Source organism: Arthrobacter sp. D3-18 (genome assembly GCF_054408525.1).
Map to the genome: position 1 here is coordinate 333,527 of NZ_CP096440.1, position 15,839 is coordinate 349,365.

At 61.4% G+C, this 15,839-nt stretch carries 13 protein-coding genes; 8 read left to right on the forward strand and 5 right to left on the reverse strand.

Features of this window, described 5'->3' with window-relative positions:
- Window positions 1-56: 56 nt before the first annotated feature.
- Window positions 57-1,418, reverse strand: coding sequence for a formimidoylglutamate deiminase (locus M1D89_RS03660; protein ID WP_498648124.1), 1,362 nt, complete (start codon window positions 1,416-1,418; stop codon window positions 57-59).
- A complete protein-coding gene (locus M1D89_RS03665; protein WP_498648126.1) occupies window positions 1,415-2,614 on the reverse strand; it encodes an allantoate amidohydrolase in 1,200 nt (399 codons plus the stop codon). The genes M1D89_RS03660 and M1D89_RS03665 overlap by 4 nt, the downstream gene beginning before the upstream one ends.
- A 187-nt stretch (window positions 2,615-2,801) precedes the next feature.
- Between M1D89_RS03665 and M1D89_RS03670 the strand changes: the two genes are divergently transcribed.
- From M1D89_RS03670 to M1D89_RS03700, 7 genes are all read left to right on the forward strand, one after another.
- Window positions 2,802-3,530, forward strand: a complete 729-nt coding sequence (locus M1D89_RS03670) for an IclR family transcriptional regulator (RefSeq protein WP_498648128.1) — start codon at window positions 2,802-2,804, stop codon at window positions 3,528-3,530.
- The gene (locus M1D89_RS03675) at window positions 3,530-4,633 is read left to right on the forward strand and encodes an ABC transporter ATP-binding protein (protein WP_498648130.1); all 1,104 of its coding nucleotides are present in this window, start codon (window positions 3,530-3,532) and stop codon (window positions 4,631-4,633) included. The genes M1D89_RS03670 and M1D89_RS03675 overlap by 1 nt, the downstream gene beginning before the upstream one ends.
- A complete protein-coding gene (locus M1D89_RS03680) occupies window positions 4,633-5,283 on the forward strand; it encodes an ABC transporter permease (RefSeq protein ID WP_498648133.1) in 651 nt (216 codons plus the stop codon). The genes M1D89_RS03675 and M1D89_RS03680 overlap by 1 nt, the downstream gene beginning before the upstream one ends.
- Window positions 5,244-5,996, forward strand: coding sequence for an ABC transporter permease (locus tag M1D89_RS03685; protein ID WP_498648135.1), 753 nt, complete (start codon window positions 5,244-5,246; stop codon window positions 5,994-5,996). Before M1D89_RS03680 ends, M1D89_RS03685 begins: the two co-directional genes overlap by 40 nt.
- Window positions 5,997-6,093: 97 nt before the next feature.
- Window positions 6,094-7,008, forward strand: coding sequence for an ABC transporter substrate-binding protein (locus M1D89_RS03690; RefSeq protein WP_498648138.1), 915 nt, complete (start codon window positions 6,094-6,096; stop codon window positions 7,006-7,008).
- A gap of 43 nt (window positions 7,009-7,051) precedes the next feature.
- Window positions 7,052-8,788 (forward strand): urocanate hydratase, encoded by a 1,737-nt coding sequence (hutU, locus tag M1D89_RS03695; protein WP_498648140.1) that lies wholly within the window; start codon window positions 7,052-7,054, stop codon window positions 8,786-8,788.
- 497 nt (window positions 8,789-9,285) lie between these two features.
- Window positions 9,286-10,734: an aromatic amino acid lyase gene (locus tag M1D89_RS03700; protein ID WP_498648141.1), complete on the forward strand. Its 1,449-nt coding sequence runs from the start codon at window positions 9,286-9,288 to the stop codon at window positions 10,732-10,734.
- A gap of 145 nt (window positions 10,735-10,879) precedes the next feature.
- Here the strand turns inward: M1D89_RS03700 and M1D89_RS03705 are convergent, their stop codons facing one another.
- Together M1D89_RS03705 and rraA are read right to left on the reverse strand one after the other, a co-directional pair.
- Window positions 10,880-12,532, reverse strand: coding sequence for an MDR family MFS transporter (locus M1D89_RS03705; protein ID WP_498648144.1), 1,653 nt, complete (start codon window positions 12,530-12,532; stop codon window positions 10,880-10,882).
- 132 nt (window positions 12,533-12,664) lie between these two features.
- Complete coding sequence (gene rraA, locus M1D89_RS03710) at window positions 12,665-13,138, reverse strand: ribonuclease E activity regulator RraA (protein WP_498648146.1); 474 nt, start codon at window positions 13,136-13,138, stop codon at window positions 12,665-12,667.
- Between the two features lie 158 nt (window positions 13,139-13,296).
- On the opposite strand from rraA, the gene M1D89_RS03715 reads away from it, so the two are divergent.
- Window positions 13,297-14,601: an MFS transporter gene (locus tag M1D89_RS03715; RefSeq protein WP_498648148.1), complete on the forward strand. Its 1,305-nt coding sequence runs from the start codon at window positions 13,297-13,299 to the stop codon at window positions 14,599-14,601.
- A 17-nt stretch (window positions 14,602-14,618) separates the two neighbouring features.
- Here the strand turns inward: M1D89_RS03715 and M1D89_RS03720 are convergent, their stop codons facing one another.
- The gene (locus tag M1D89_RS03720; protein ID WP_498648150.1) at window positions 14,619-15,632 is read right to left on the reverse strand and encodes an FG-GAP repeat domain-containing protein; all 1,014 of its coding nucleotides are present in this window, start codon (window positions 15,630-15,632) and stop codon (window positions 14,619-14,621) included.
- Window positions 15,633-15,839: the final 207 nt, after the last annotated feature.

Genomic DNA, 15,839 nt, shown 5'->3' on the forward strand with positions numbered 1-15,839 from the left:
TCATGTAGCCAAGCTGAGTGCCGCCGTCGTCACCTTTTCGGTCGCTGGAGGCGCGGCTACGAGAACTCCTCGAGCGCTGCAGTCAGAAGGTCTCCCGGCGCGCCGAGGCGCGTGTGCACTCCGTGGGAAGCCATCAATTCACCGGCGATGACTACTTCCGTTACATCGCTGGCCGTCGCGCTGAAGGCCAATTGCAGCGGCCGGGATCCGGCAGTCCGGGCGGACGCGGGATCAACCACCATTAGGTCGCAGAGGGCACCGAGCTTCAGTGCAGACGAGGCGACGGGTGTGGCCATGGAGCGCGCTGCTCCTTGCGTTGCGGCCAGCAGCAGTTCCCCTGGCGAGAACCTTCCACGCTGCCCACTGCCTAGCCGCTCTCCGTGTTCCAAGGTGCGCATTTCAATCCAGGGATCGATCACCGCATGCTGGTCGGTACCCAAAGCGATAGTGGCTCCGGCATCGGAAAGTTCACGGGCGGGGCCGATCCCGTCCGCGAGGTCGGCTTCCGTGCTGGGACACATCACTATGGTGGTTGATGCTGCGCCCAGCAACGAAATATCCTGCTGCGTAAGGTGCGTGGAATGAACCGCCGAAAGCCTGGAAGACAGTAAGCCGTGGCGTTCCAAGAGACCGGCGGGAGTGGTGCCGTAGGCCTCCAAGCATGCTTGGTTTTCGGCAGGCTGTTCGCTCAGGTGGATGTGAAGGGGAATGTCGCGGGGTAGCTGCTTGGCAACAACCTTCAGCGCCTCTTCCGGCACTGCGCGAACGGAGTGCAGGGCGGCTCCGACGCCCACCCTGTCGGGTGGAAACTCCTGTGCTATTGCGGTCTGGAGGGAACGTAACCGATCCAGCCACGCATTCACATCTGTGTCCCCGAACCTTGCCTGCTCGGGACTGAGCGAGGTACCGATTCCGCCGGACAAATACAAGGTGTCCAGAAGTGTTAGGCGGATCCCTGCTGACATTGCCGCGCGGGCAAGGGCCAACTCCATGGCGTGCGGCTCCAGGTACGCCGTGCCATTGGGTTGGTGGTGGACGTAGTGGAACTCGGCCACGCTGCTGAAACCTGTCACCACCATTTCAGCGAATACGGCAGCAGCGAGCTTCTGGTACTTCTCAGGAGTCAGCTCCGACGCGCTCCGGTACATTTGCTCCCGCCACACCCAGAAATCTCCGCGCCCGTCATGCGTTCTTCCGCGGAGGATCCTGTGGAAGGCGTGCGAGTGTGCGTTGGCAGCGGCGGGGAAGGTGACGCCCATCAGTTTCGTGTCGCCGGATTGGGGCTGCGCGCCGCTTTCCATGGCCGAGATGCGTCCATCGATGGTCTCCACGCGCACGCCCGTAGCTACCTCCGGAAGGCCGGTACCGTCGTCGCCACCGCCGGTGATAATGGCTGTCTCGCACCAGAACGTGCTCACAGGAGTCCTTCCAGAACATCAGCCAACGCAACTGCACCTGCGGAGGCGTCCTCGTCCGCTACGTACTCCTCGGGCGAGTGTGAAATGCCGCTGGGGTTACGGACAAAGAGCATCGCCGAGGGGACGTAGCCGGCCAGTACTCCGGCATCATGCCCTGCGCCGGTTGCCAGCACTGGAGCTCCCGGCAGAAGGTTGGTGATACGACGACTCAGGCCGGCATCAAAGTGCACCGTGTCACTGTAGGACTCTTCAGTGAGGGTCACTGTGCAAGCCTCCGCCGCAGCAACGTCCTGGGCTGCGCGATAAATTGCTTCGATGAGTTGAGCGGTCACGGCGTCGTCGGGATGGCGGGCGTCCAACCAAAGGTCCACGCGCGAGGCGATGACGTTGGTTCCACCAGGAACGGGCGTAAGGCGGCCCACTGTCGCTCGCGCGTCGGGTAGCTTGGCGGCTGTTTCCCGAACGGCCAGGACGATCTGGGCGGCTGCGACCATCGGATCTGCGCGGTCTGCCATGAGTGTGGTGCCGGCGTGGTTGCCTTGGCCGTTGACGCTGATCTTCCAGCGGCCGTGGCCCAGGATTGAACTTCCTACGGCGATGGGAGGACCGCCCTGCCCCAGGCCCTTGCCCTGTTCCACGTGCAGTTCAACGAAGTCGCCAATGCGTCCCATGGCTTCCGAATCCGGGCCTACATGACGGGGATCCAGGCCGTTGGCGCTGGCGACGTCGGCGAAGGAATCGCCGTTGACGTCGCGCAGATTCAGGGCCTTCTCGACGTCGATCGCACCCGTGAGGAGCCGCGAACCCAGGCACGCCACGCCAAAGCGCGACCCTTCCTCCTCCGGAAAAACGGTGACTGCCAACGATCGCGGAGGCTGGAGTCCGCGGGCCTTGAGGATGTCGACGGCGGCCAGCGCGGAAGCGACGCCGAGGGGACCGTCGAATGCGCCCCCGCCGGGCACCGAATCGAGGTGGCTTCCGGTGACCAGGGCGCCCTGGTGGGGCTTTCCCCACCACGCCCAAATAATTCCGTTCCGGTCCGTTTCCACGTCGAGGCCGCGCTGTGCGGCTTGCTCGATGAACCAGTCCCTGAGATCGAGTTCGGGTGTTGTATAGACGGCCCTGGAGTAGCCTCCGCGCACCGCGTCGCGGCCCACATCCTGGATTGAGGCTAGGAGCTGATTGACGGTTTCCACGTTTTCCTCCGATTGAAGACTGCCACCAAGTAAAAACCAGATGCCACCACATGACAAGGGCTTGGAGGACTATTTACGTGGTGGAAACATGGCCGCCGCCACTGAGGGCACCGGGGCGTCTCATAACTGGAACTTCCCGCAATCTTCAGAAATCTCTTGCCATTTAGTGAAAATTGATTTTTACTAAGTGGCAAGACATGGTGATGTAGACCACTTGAAAGCAGGTCAGGCAGTGGCAGCTGATTCTTCCACCCGAACAGTCGAGAGGGCTTTGGCCCTCCTCAGTGCGGTCTGTACTGACGGCTCCATCAGCCTCAGCGACGCAGCACGGGTGGTGGATCTGTCGGCCAGTACCGCGCTCCGCCTCCTCCGCACCTTGGAAGGCAGCGGCTTCGTGACGCGGGACCCCGGGGGCAACTTCCGCCCGGGGGCCAGTGTCATTCAGCTGGGAGCGCTGGCATTGGGCCAGGAGTCCTTGGTGTCGCTTTGCACACCGCACATGAAGCGGCTTGTGGCTGAGACAGGCGAGTCCTGCTACTTGAGTATTCCCGGTCCTGGGGAAACCGGAATCTACATTGCCATCGTCGAAGGTACCCGCTCTGTCCGGCACACCAGCTGGGTGGGCAGGAGCATCCCGCTGGAAGGGTCCGCCGCTGGCAAGGTGCTGACAGGCGGACAAAACGGTCGCGGTTACGCCATTGTGCGGAGCGGCGTCGAAGACGACATAACGGCCGTCGCTGCACCCATTGTGATCGGCGGCCGAACAGTGGCAGCCCTCAGCATCGTGGTGCCTAGCTACCGCTTGGACGAGGCGAAGGCCCACACAATTGGCGAGGAACTGGTGAAGGTAGCCGACAACATCCTCGTGGAACCCGACGGAAACCATGAAGTGCCCCAGGAAAGCATGGAAAAGTAATGATCAAATTTGAAAATGTCACCAAGGCCTACCCTGACGGGACGGTGGCAGTCGACGGCCTCAACCTGGAAGCCCCCACCGGAAAGCTGACCATCCTTGTTGGTCCTTCCGGCTGCGGCAAGACCACCTCCCTGAGGATGATCAACCGCCTCATCGAACCCACCAGTGGCACCATCTACCTGGACGATCAGCCCACTTCCGGCATGGACGCAGCGTTGCTCCGCCGCCGGATCGGATACGTCATCCAGCACGCAGGGCTCTTCCCGCACAAGACCATCGTGGACAATGTCTCCACCATGCCGCTCTTGCTCGGGGAAAGCCGGCAGAAGGCCCGGTCCAAGGCGCTCGAACTGATGGAGCGCGTTGGACTGCCCACGAGCTTCGCCAAACGTTATCCCTGGCAGCTTTCCGGTGGCCAGCAGCAGCGCGTGGGTGTTGCCCGTGCGTTGGCATCTGACCCGGCGTTCATGCTGATGGATGAGCCTTTCAGTGCCGTGGACCCAGTAGTACGCGCGCAGCTTCAGGAGGAGTTCCTTCGCCTGCAGCGCGAAATCGGCAAAACCATCATCATGGTCACCCACGACATCGACGAAGCCCTCAAGCTCGGGGACCAGGTTGCCGTGATGCGAGTAGGCGGCAAGCTTGCGCAGATGGCGTCCCCTTCAGAGTTACTCACAGCGCCCGCAGACGAGTTTGTGGCCGACTTCGTGGGCCGTGACCGCGGTTACCGCTCGCTCGGCTTTACGAAAACGGCCGGTGCCGTTGCTATCGGTGAAGAAGCTGTTGTTCACCTCGGTGCTTCAGCTGATGAGGCTCGCGCCAAGTCGCTGGGTGCTTGGGTGTTGGTTGTCGACGGCGGCCGGAAGCCTCTCGGTTGGGCTCAGACACAGCTTCTCAATGGTGAAGTGAAGCGGGAGAACCTGAATCTCAGCGGGATACCGGCTGCAGCATCAGGAACCATGCGGCAACTGCTCGATGCTGCGCTCTCCTCGCCGAGCCGCCGCGGTGTGGTTGTCAACGAGCATGGCGAATTGATCGGGACCGTGTCTGCAACGGACGTGGTCAAGGCCATCGAGGCCGAACCACATCTGGAGACGATCTGATGAACTTCGAGTGGCTGGGCCGCCAGTTCGACAACATTGTGTTCCTGCTCGGCTGGCATGTCTTGCTGGCCGTCACCCCGCTGATCCTGGGGCTGCTCATCGCACTGCCCCTTGGCTGGTGGGCGCACCGGAGCCGTCGGATCTACCCGCTCTTGGTGGGTGTTGCCGGGCTGCTCTACACCGTCCCCTCCCTGGCACTCTTTGTGCTCCTCCCCCTGGTTTTGGGTACCAAGATCCTGGACCCGCTCAACATTGTGGCCGCACTGACCATCTACACAGTGGCACTGCTGGTTCGGGTAGTCGCGGATGCCCTCGATTCCGTTCCCGAGGACACCGTCCAAGCCGCCAAGGCCATGGGGTATCGCGGCTACCAGAGCCTCCTGAAAGTTGAACTTCCCGTGGGTGTTCCGGTGATTTGCGCAGGCTTGCGCGTCGCCGCCGTCTCCAACGTCAGCCTCGTATCCGTGGCCGCCCTGCTGGGTATACCGCAGCTCGGTTCACTCTTCACACAGGGCTTCCAGCTCCGTTTCTACACTCCGATCATCGCCGGCATTCTGCTTTGCGTGGTCCTGGCCATGGTCCTGGACGGGCTGATCATCCTCATTAACCGGTGGCTGACACCGTGGACCCCCAAGGTGGTGGCATCGTGAACTACTTGTTCGACCCCGCACACTGGAGCGGCGCAGACGGCATCCCTACCCTGATCGCTGAGCACCTCCTGTACTCCCTTATTGCCCTGGCAATTGCCGCCATCATTGCCGTGCCACTGGGTATCTACATTGGTGTGACAGGCAAGGGCGTGTTCATGATCGCCGGCCTTGCCAACGCCCTCCGGGCACTTCCCAGCGTCGGCTTGTTGATCTTGCTGGTCCTGCTCATTTCGCCAGCCTTCCCATCCCGTATGGGTTACGTACTTCCCAGTCTCATCGTGCTGGTATTGCTGGCAGTTCCGCCTATCCTGACCAACACCTACGCCGGCGTGCGCGCTGTGGATGCTGCCGCCGTCGACGCCGCCAAGGGCATGGGCTTCCGGACCATGAAGATCCTCACGGACGTCCAGCTACCTTGTTCTCTTCCGCTGGTTTTGTCCGGTGTCCGCAGCGCATTGTTGCAAATCATCTCGACCGCGACCATCGCTGCATACATTTCGCTCGGCGGTCTGGGCCGCCTCTTGATCGACGGCAAGGCCCAGAACGACTACGGACAAATGGTGGCGGGCGCCGTTCTTGTCGCCCTGCTGGCACTGTTCTTCGACCAGCTTCTCGCTTTCATCACCCGCCGAGTTGTCTCACCCGGATTGACCCGGCGAACCATCAAATCGGCCACTGTGGCCGAATCCGTGAAGACCCCCGTCACGGTCTAACCAACCCCGGCGCCGGTGGTTCGGCGCACCAGATCCACCTCCACCCACCCCATCTGGCCGCTGCATGCCTTGCAGCACCCATCGCAGGAGAGTTGACATGAAGAAGTACCTCACCGGATTCACCCTGGCAGCCGTCGCTGCCATCACCCTGAGCGCCTGTGGCGGCGGGGACCCCATGAGCTCGTCCAACACAGCCGCAGCAGGGGGTTCGGCCGACAGCATCATCGTAGGTTCCGCGGACTTCCCCGAGAGCCAGCTGATCGCCAAGATCTACGCCGAAGCCTTGAAGGCCAAGGGCGTCGAGGTAACTGAGAAGCCGAGCATCGGCAGCCGTGAGGTCACCATCCCCGCCCTCAAGGACGGTTCCATCGACCTCATGCCGGAGTATGGCGGTGCACTTCTGCAGTACCTCGACTCCGCCACCAAGGCTGTTTCTTCCGAGGATGTTGCCAAGGAGCTGACCACAAAGATCCCGGCCGGCCTGACTGCATTGACTCCTTCCGAAGCAGAGGACAAGGACGTCCTCACCGTCAAGAAGGAAATCGCCGATCAGTACAAGCTGAAGACCATCGAAGACCTCCAGCCCGTTGCCAAGGAACTTGTGTTGGGCGGCCCGCCGGAGTGGAAGACCCGCCTCAACGGCGTTGCCGGCCTGAAGTCCGTCTACAACCTCGAGTTCAAGGAATTTTCAGCGCTCGACGCCGGTGGGCCGCTCACGTTGAACGCCCTTCTTTCCGGTCAGGTACAGGTAGCCGACCTCTTCAGCACTGACCCCGCGTTGGCTGAGAACAACCTCGTGGCACTTGAGGACAACAAGAACCTCTTCCTCTCCGAGAACATCGTGCCGGTCATCAACGAGAAGAAGTCCACGGACACCGTCAAGGAAGCGCTGAACAAGGTCTCCGCCGCCTTGACTACTGAAGATCTCATCAAGATGAACGGCCGCGTGGCCAAGTTCGAGGACATCGGCGAAATCGCCAAGGAATGGCTCAAGACCAAGAACCTGGGCTAAATCCCTGCTGGTTCATTTCGTGGTTGCTTTAGAGGAGTAAAGAATGACTGCCGATTTCACTACAGGAGCCCGTCCGGTTAAGGCCGCGCGGGGTACTGAGCTTACTGCCAAGTCGTGGCAGACCGAGGCGCCGTTGCGCATGTTGATGAACAACCTGGATCCGGAGGTTGCTGAGCGTCCTGATGATTTGGTGGTCTACGGCGGTACGGGTCGTGCGGTGCGGTCGTGGGCTGCGTTTGATGCGATCACCCGGACGTTGGAGTCGATGGAGAAGGACGAGACGCTCCTGGTTCAGTCCGGTAAGCCGGTGGGTGTGTTCCGTACGCATGAGTGGGCTCCCCGGGTGTTGTTGGCCAACTCGAATTTGGTGGGGGATTGGGCGACGTGGCCTGAGTTCCGCCGGCTCGAGGCCGAGGGTTTGATGATGTATGGGCAGATGACGGCCGGGTCCTGGATTTACATCGGTACCCAGGGCATCTTACAGGGCACGTATGAGACGTTTGCTGCGGTGGGGAATAAGCTCGCTGCGGAGGGCCGTCACCCGGCACCGGCTGCGGAGGGTTCCACGGAAGGACCTCTTGCGGGGACCCTGACGTTGACGGGTGGGTGTGGTGGCATGGGTGGTGCGCAGCCGTTGGCGGTGACGTTGAATGATGGTGCGTGCCTGATTGTCGACGTTGACGAGACCCGCCTGCGCCGTCGTGCCGGGAAGCGGTACCTGGACGAGGTTGAAACCGATCTGGACGCCGCGATCGCGAAGGTTAAGAAGGCCAAAGCTGAGCGCCGCGGCTGGTCGGTGGGGTATGTGGGTAACGCCGCGGAGGTGTTCCCGGAGCTGCTGGCCCGGCATAAGGCCGGCGAGGTGACTTTTGATGTGGTCACGGACCAGACGTCCGCGCATGATCCGTTGTCCTATCTGCCCGAGGGCATCACGGTGGCGGAGTGGCACGCCGAGGCCGAGGCGGATCCGGAAGGGTTCACGAAGAAGGCCCAGGCGTCCATGGCCCGGCAGGTGCAGGCGATGGTGGAGTTCCAGGACGCCGGGGCTGAGGTGTTTGATTACGGTAACTCGATCCGTGACGAGGCGCGCAAGGGCGGGTACGAGCGGGCGTTTGAGTTCCCGGGGTTCGTTCCGGCGTATATTCGTCCGTTGTTCTGTGAGGGCCTTGGTCCGTTCCGCTGGGTCGCCCTTTCCGGGGATCCGGAAGACATCGCCGTGACCGATAAGGCGATCAAGGAGTTGTTCCCGGAGAACAAGCACCTGCACAAGTGGTTGGATGCTGCTGCGGAGCGGGTGGAGTTCGAGGGCCTGCCGGCACGTATTTGCTGGCTCGGGTACGGTGAACGGGCCAAGGCCGGGTTGTTGTTCAACCAGCTCGTGAAAGAGGGTAAGGTCAAGGCCCCGATCGTGATCGGCCGTGACCACCTGGACTCCGGCTCGGTTGCGTCTCCGTACCGGGAGACCGAGTCCATGGCTGACGGGTCCGACGCTGTTGCTGACTGGCCGTTGCTGAACGCCCTGCTCAATACCTCTTCGGGTGCTACCTGGGTGTCGATCCACCACGGCGGCGGTGTCGGTATTGGCCGGTCCCTGCATGCCGGGCAGGTCTCCGTCGCTGACGGCACCGATTTGGCCGCGGAAAAGCTCGAACGGCTCCTGACCAACGACCCCGGCATGGGCGTCATCCGCCACGTCGACGCCGGCTACGACCGCGCCGTCGACGTCGCCCACGAACGCGGCGTCCGCATCCCCATGAAGGAGACCGCCAGGACGCGGTAACTGCCTCTCGAAGAAAATCCCAGGACGGCTATGCAATGCATCCTTGCCTAGCCGTCCTGGGGCAACGTAGGCACAGGTTCGAATAACACACGTCAGCACGGCCATCTGAGAGCGAGGAAACGCACTATGGACAGGGAGAGCCCGGGACCGTGGACATCAGTTGCTAGGGGAACGCGGGTGACAATGACAAAAGGCGGCCACAATCCGTTTCGGGGGACTGTAGATGATAGAACCCCGGACGGCACAATTCTCAGGATCCTTTCCAGGACAGGGATTCGGAAGCTCTTTCATACTGAGGACGGGTTTCAGTTGACCCCTGGTGAACGATGACGGCACAACTCTCACCACTGGCCTTCCAGCCTGATACCCGCGACAGTGCAGGTGTCGAACAAAACCAGTTGTCTTGTCCGGAAGACTGCTTCTACTGCACTGCACCGGAAACGGATTAGCGCCGGAAACTGACTAGCGACGGAAACTGACTGGAAAGGACCGGGTTTATGGTCACGATAGATGGCTTGACGCTGGACTTGTCCGATGTCGTCGCAGTAGCCGACGGCGAAGACGTCGCGTTGGCTCCGGAAGCTTTGGTCCGAATGGACGAATCGCGGAAGTCTGCGGAAGCTACGGCATTACGACGTCCGGTCTATGGGCGATCGACCGGGGTTGGAGCGAACCGCACCGTTTCGCTGACGGAAGCCGAGGGCCGGGACACTCACGGGCTGAAGCTCCTGCGCAGCCACGCTGTGGATGCGGGCAAGGCCCTGGATCGCAGGACCGTTCGGGCGATGTTGGTTGTCAGGCTCAGCCAATTGGCGGCTGGCGGATCTGGGATCAACCCCTCCATTGCCGAAAAATTGGTGGAAATCATCAATAGCGACGTCGTTCCGGAAATTCGGGAGTTCGGTGGCATAGGAACTGCGGACCTGCAGGCATTAGCCGGAACGGCGCTCACATTGTTGGGCGAACGCCAGCCATTGGGTGGCGGCAACGTTCCGTTTCGCTTAACGGAGTGGGCCACTGCCGATGCCCTTCCGTTCATCAGCTCCAGTGCGCTGACTATTGGCCAAGCGACCTTGGCGCAACAAAAACTGTCGAGGCTCGTGGACAATGCAGCGTCAGCGGCTGCAATGTCCTTCATTGCGATGTCCGGCAACTCCGAGGCGCTGAGCCCCGCAGTAGCGGCTGCTGCGGATACTCAAGAGGTGGCGTCGGCCGCAACGATGTTCCATGGCATGGTTTATGGCAGCGGCGAGCCTGCCCGCATTCAGGATCCTTACTGCTTGAGGACCTTGCCGCAGATTTTTGGTTCCCAAGCCGAGGAACTCGCAGGCTTGCATGCTCTGCTGACTCGTCTTGTCACAGCGGGCAATGAGAATCCGCTCGTTCACGGCTCGCCGTCTGACGGAACGAACGACGTCGCCCACCACGGGCTCTTCCAGATGACTAACCTTGCCCGCCGCGCGGATACGTTACAGCTGGCCATCGGTGCGGCGTGCGCCACTCACCTGCGGCGGATCGATCTCCTGTGCGACCCGAAGTACACGGGCCTGCACCCCTTCCTGGCTGAGGACGGTTCAGGTCAGTCAGGGGTGATGATGCTCGAATACGTGGCTGCTGCCGCCGTCGGCCGGATTCGGGCCAACGCCCAGCCGGCAAGCCTGCAGACTGTGGTGCTGTCCCTCGGGGCTGAGGAAGATGCCAGCTTCGCAAGCGTGGCCACCGCCCAGTTGGAGTCGACGGCGGACGCACTCGCCACCGTTGCCGCCGTCGAGCTTGTTTGTGCTTCACGGGCCCTGCGGCTGCAGGGGCGACGACTCGAAGAGTTCGCCAGCGCACGGCTGCGCGCCATGATGCAGGCTGGCTTCACGCTGCCGTCCGACGTGGGGGATCGCGACCTTCGCGGTGATCTGGAGCAGGCCATCGAGCTCATAAAGGGTTCGTACTAGGCGTTGTCGATCAAATCACACAACGATGGGCCAAAGGAGAGCGGCAGGCGGTCCGGAGACTGCCTGCCGTTCTCTATAAACAGCTATGCATGAACCCGCTGTTGATAGGCCAGCTCTTCAGGAGCCGTCTCTGTATGTCCAGGGATCAGTGCGCCGGAACGGATTCCTTGGCGGCTGCCTTGGGATCCGTGAGCTTCTTGTTGGGCAGGGCAAAGCTGATCAGGAAGGCTACGAGCATAAGCCCGGCAGCCGTGAGCATGACGATGTCGATCGCCTGGGCAAAGCCTTCAGTGATGGGCCGTGTCAGCGTGCTGTTGGCCGTGTGAAGCCAGCTGGTGTCATTCAGGGACTCGTTGTTGGCGCCGTTCTTGAAGAAGTCGAAGAGCTTGGCGTTTGCCGGGTCCGATGCCACGGCCGGATCTGTCATCACCGCTTGGTAGTCCGGGCTGGAAGCGGCGGTCTTCATTCCGTCGGCGATCTTGTCGGCTGCCGTGCTGAACAGCATGGAAATGAACACTGCCGTTCCCACAGCGCCGCCCATGGAACGGAAGAATGCTGCAGTGGAGGTGCCTACGCCCATGTCCTTGGGCGGGACCGACACCTGCATGGCGAGCGTGAGCGGCTGCATGCAGAAGCCCAGACCGACGCCGAAGAACACTGCAATCAGGCCGGGAACCCACAGGCCGGTATCGACGCCGAGCACCAAACCCATGACGGTGGCTGCAGCCGCCAAGATAGCGGTGCCCAGGATCGGGAAGATCCGGTATACGCCTGACGAGGAGATGGTTCGGCCGGCAGAGATCGAGCCGAAGAGGATGCCCACAGTAAACGTGATCATCATCAGGCCAGCCTCGGTAGGAGTCAGCCCCTTCACGAGCTGCAGGTACATAGGCAGCATTGCGATTGCGCCGAACATGCCGATGCCGATGATGAAGTTCAGCAGCGAGGACAAACCGAAAGTGGTGTTCTTGAAAAGGCGCAGCGGGATCAATGCGTAGTCCCCGGCACGCTTCTCAGCGAGCAGGAACGCCACAATGCCGATCACGCCAAGTCCATAGCAGAGCCAGGATGCGCCCGAGGCCCAACCCCAAACACGGCCCTGTTCTGCAACCAACAGCAAGGGCACGATGGCCAGCGTGATGGCCGCCGCACCCCAGTAGTCGATCTTTTGCTTCACGTGCCGCGCCGGCAGGTGAAGGTACATGAAGACAACCACAAGGGCGGCGAGCCCGATGGGAAGGTTGATGAAGAAGACCCAGCGCCAACCTTCGAAGCCCAGGATGTTGGCCGAGCCCGCGAAAGCCCCGCCAATCACCGGGCCCAGGACGGAAGAAATGCCGAAGACTGACATGAAGTAGCCCTGGTACTTCGCCCTGTCCTTCAGTGCCACGATGTCACCAATGATGGTCAGCGCCAATGCGAGCAAGCCACCGGCGCCGAGGCCCTGGATGCCGCGGGCAATGGCGAGCTCCGTCATGGAGTGGACCGATCCAGCGTAAAGGGAACCAACCAGGAAGATCACGATGGCCACGAGATAGAGCGGGCGGCGGCCGAAAATATCGCTGAGCTTGCCGTAGAGCGGGGTGCTGACCGTCGATGTGATGAGGTAAGCCGTGGTGGCCCACGCTTGGAGAGACAGGCCATCGAGGTCGTTGGCAATGGTGTAGATGGACGTGGACACGATGGTTTGATCCAGCGAGGACAGGAACATGCCGAGCATGAGCCCCACCATGACGGTGAGTGTCTGACGATGTGTCAGGACCTCACCGGCAGCCCGTACGGGCGCAGTTTTGGACATATCTTCTCCAGAGGTGGCAGAAAAGTGGATTAAGCAGGATAGTTGCTTTCAGTAACTATCTTACGGCTCGATTGATTCCCATCGGGAGAATGTTTCTTTCACTTCTCTTGTAAGTCGGCGCTTTCAGGAGGGTTAGCGCTCCACCAAAATGCCGTCCGTGTCGCAGAAAATCATCACGCCGGGCTGGATCCGCACGCGATCTATCACCAGCTGAACGTCCACCTCACCCACGCCCGTCTTGGCGCTCTTCTTCGGATTGCTGCCGAGTGCCTTCACGCCCAGAGGCAGGCGGGCGATGGCCTCGCGGTCACGAATGGCACCGTTGATAACTACTCCGGCCCAGCCGTTTGCTACGGCACTCTCCGCGATCATGTCACCCATGAGCGCAGTCCTCAGCGACCCTTGGCCATCAATGACCAGGACGGCTCCGTCCCCGGGAGTGCTCAGGACGGTCTTCACCAGGGCGTTGTCCTCGAAGCAGCGAATAGTGCGGACAGGCCCACTGAAGTGTGTGTGGCCACCCAAATTCTGAAACTGGACGGCGATGGATTCCAGTTCCTCGCCGCGTTCGTCGTAGAGATCGGCGGTATTTACTTGCTGGCTCATAGTGCTGCTCCTCTATCGGTTTGAGGCCACACTAACGCTTGCGTCAGGGCTGCCGCAGGAGATGTTTCGGCCTATGTGGATAAAAAGTGCGACGGCGGTTCAGTGTCGCTCCACCGCGCTAGGCTGAATCCAAACATCGAAACGAGGGGGAACCTGCTATGAGCTTGTCCGATCTACCGGGCCCGGTGCCGGATCCAGCTGTAGTTCGCGGTGGAACCACCACAGCCTTGGCTGAGCCTGTTACCCGAGTTCGGCCGATTTGGGTCACCGGCGTTGTGCTGGTCAACCTAGGCATCAACGCAGCGTTCTTTGGCCCCCTCCAAGTTCTTCTCGGGCAGCAGGCAGCCCACTTCGATGAGGGCCAGAAGGAAGCGATCCTGGCTTTGGTGACAGGCTGTGGTGCCGCAGTTTCAATGGTTGCGAATCCCTTGTTCGGCGCCTTCAGCGATCGCACGACGTCACGATTTGGACGCCGTGTTCCTTGGGTTCTGATGGGTGCCATCCTGGCAGCTGTTGCGCTTGTTGCTTTGGCCGGTGCCCCCAGTGTTGCAGCAATGACTTTGCTTTGGTGCCTGGTGCAGGCCGGAGCCAACGCCATGTACGCCGCCATAACGGCCGCCGTACCTGACCGCGTCCCGGTTCCGCAGCGCGGAACGGTCGGCGGACTCGCGGCCATGGGGCAGACGGTAGGTATTCTGATCGGCGCGGTGATCGCGGCGGTGGTTGTCGGGAACTTTGCAGCCGGGTACTGGCTGTGCGCCGCGGCGTTGCTCGCCGGCGTCGTGCTCTACCTTTTCAAGAATGACGACCAGCAGCTTCCCGCAACCGAACGCCCGCCCTTCAACCTGGCGGAGTTCCTTAAGGGCTTCTGGGTTTCGCCTAAACGCTATCCCGATTTCGCTTGGGCCTGGCTGACGCGTCTGCTGGTAAGCACCGGTAACCACATGGTCACGTTGTATCTGTTGTTCTTCCTCAGCGATGCGGTTCGCCTAAAGGAAACCGAGGGAATCGATCCTTCTTTTGGTGTCCTCGTTCTTACCGGGCTTTACGCGGTCTCGGTCATTATTACCAGTGTTCTCGGTGGACGCCTAAGCGATAAGTTGGGCAAGCGGAAGCCTCTAGTAATCGCGTCATCGGTCATCATTGCACTGGCTTCGCTGATCCTTGCCTTCGCACCAACGTGGATCGGCGGGCTCGCCGGTGCGGTGGTGTTGGGGATCGGATTTGGCGCATACCTCGCCGTCGACTTCGCGCTTATCACGCAGGTCCTTCCGACCGGGATGGACCGCGGACGGGACTTGGGTGTCATCAATATAGCCAATTCACTTCCCCAAGTGATCGCCCCTTTGATCGCATCGCCGTTTGTCCTTTACTGGGGCGGCTACGTCTCCCTGTACGTAGCCGCCGCGGTCATCGGCCTTTTGGGCGCCGTGTTCGTGGTGAAGATCAAGAGCGTGGCTTAGGGCTCAAGGGCCCGGGCCTAGAACACCGCGTTCATGACGTTCCAGCCGCTGCCAACAACTGGCTGGCCCTTCCATGCGAAGCCGTAGATGCCCCGGCTGCTGAAGCCAGAAGGATCGGCGAGGTACATCGTCAGCAGACCGTTCGGGCTGATGCCGTAAACGTCGTTGTAGCCATCGCCATTGAAGTCACCGGCCACCCCAAAACGACTGAGCACTTCCCAGCCCCTGCCAATGACTCCGTCGTAGCCGCTGGGATGACCGTACTCATAGAAGAAACCGTTACGCGGAGAGGACCGAACCTGTAAGTCACCCCACCAACTTCGGGTGAGGACCACGGCCTCGGGTGTGCCATAGAAATGCCCTGCCCCGGCAGCATCCAGGCCCTGCCAGGCCGAGGAGACCTTGCTGGGCGCGAGCCAGCCGCCCCGCCCGTTTCCTGGGTAAAGGAACACGTTGCCTGCTGCATCCTGGGCAAGGATGTCGTTGGTGCCATCGCCGTTCAGGTCGCCGGGTGCGATGAGGTTGATAAAGCCCTGCCACCCTTGGCCGATCTGGTACGCCTGTTTCCAAGCCCCGCCGCCATTTCCTTGGTAGAGGAAGAGGCGTCCATAGCCATCGCGACCCATGACGTCCACTGTTCCGTCACCATCGAAGTCGCCCGGCGAAACCAAGAGGTTATAGATGTGCCAGCCGTTACCGATGACTTGCGGTGCCCGCCAGTTGCCTCTGCCGTCGGTGGGGTAAAGGAGCAAGCGGCCTGCGGCGTCGCGAGCGAACAGATCGAAGGTGCCGTCGCCGTCGAAACCTCTCGACCGCGGGGCTGCTTCAACGGGGAGCCCTTGGGCGGTCTCCTTGGTGGGCATCGCCTCTGTGTTGAGGGAGGCTTTGGTGTCCACCGCTTGTTCGGCGGCCGAAGCAGGGAAGGCCGCGAGTAGGAGGCAAGTAGCTAAAGCCGGGGCCATAATGAGTGCAAGCAGTTGGCGGGGACTGCGGCGGCGCGCAGGCGCGCGAAGGGCAGAGTTGTAGCCCAAGGTTTCTCCCGGAGAAATAAGGCGGCACAGAGTTGGCCGAAGAGATCAATTGGGATGACACTACCGCCCGCGGAGGCCTTGGCATATAGCTGGCCCTTTTATTGCGGGAACCCCACCCGGATCGCTCCGAATGGGGTTCCCAACAACGCGGCTAGACAACTAGACGACCTAGACAACGAGACGACCTAGACAACGAGACGACCTCGA

Excerpts from the sequence above, each read along its gene's own strand:
- M1D89_RS03690 (WP_498648138.1), top strand. The coding sequence starts at position 6,094 with ATGAAGAAGTACCTCACCGGATTCACCCTGGCAGCCGTCGCTGCCATC.
- M1D89_RS03680 (WP_498648133.1), top strand. The coding sequence starts at position 4,633 with ATGAACTTCGAGTGGCTGGGCCGCCAGTTCGACAACATTGTGTTCCTG.
- M1D89_RS03715 (WP_498648148.1), top strand. The coding sequence starts at position 13,297 with ATGAGCTTGTCCGATCTACCGGGCCCGGTGCCGGATCCAGCTGTAGTT.
- M1D89_RS03705 (WP_498648144.1), bottom strand. The coding sequence starts at position 12,532 with ATGTCCAAAACTGCGCCCGTACGGGCTGCCGGTGAGGTCCTGACACAT.
- hutU (WP_498648140.1), top strand. The coding sequence starts at position 7,052 with ATGACTGCCGATTTCACTACAGGAGCCCGTCCGGTTAAGGCCGCGCGG.
- rraA (WP_498648146.1), bottom strand. The coding sequence starts at position 13,138 with ATGAGCCAGCAAGTAAATACCGCCGATCTCTACGACGAACGCGGCGAG.
- M1D89_RS03700 (WP_498648141.1), top strand. The coding sequence starts at position 9,286 with ATGGTCACGATAGATGGCTTGACGCTGGACTTGTCCGATGTCGTCGCA.
- M1D89_RS03675 (WP_498648130.1), top strand. The coding sequence starts at position 3,530 with ATGATCAAATTTGAAAATGTCACCAAGGCCTACCCTGACGGGACGGTG.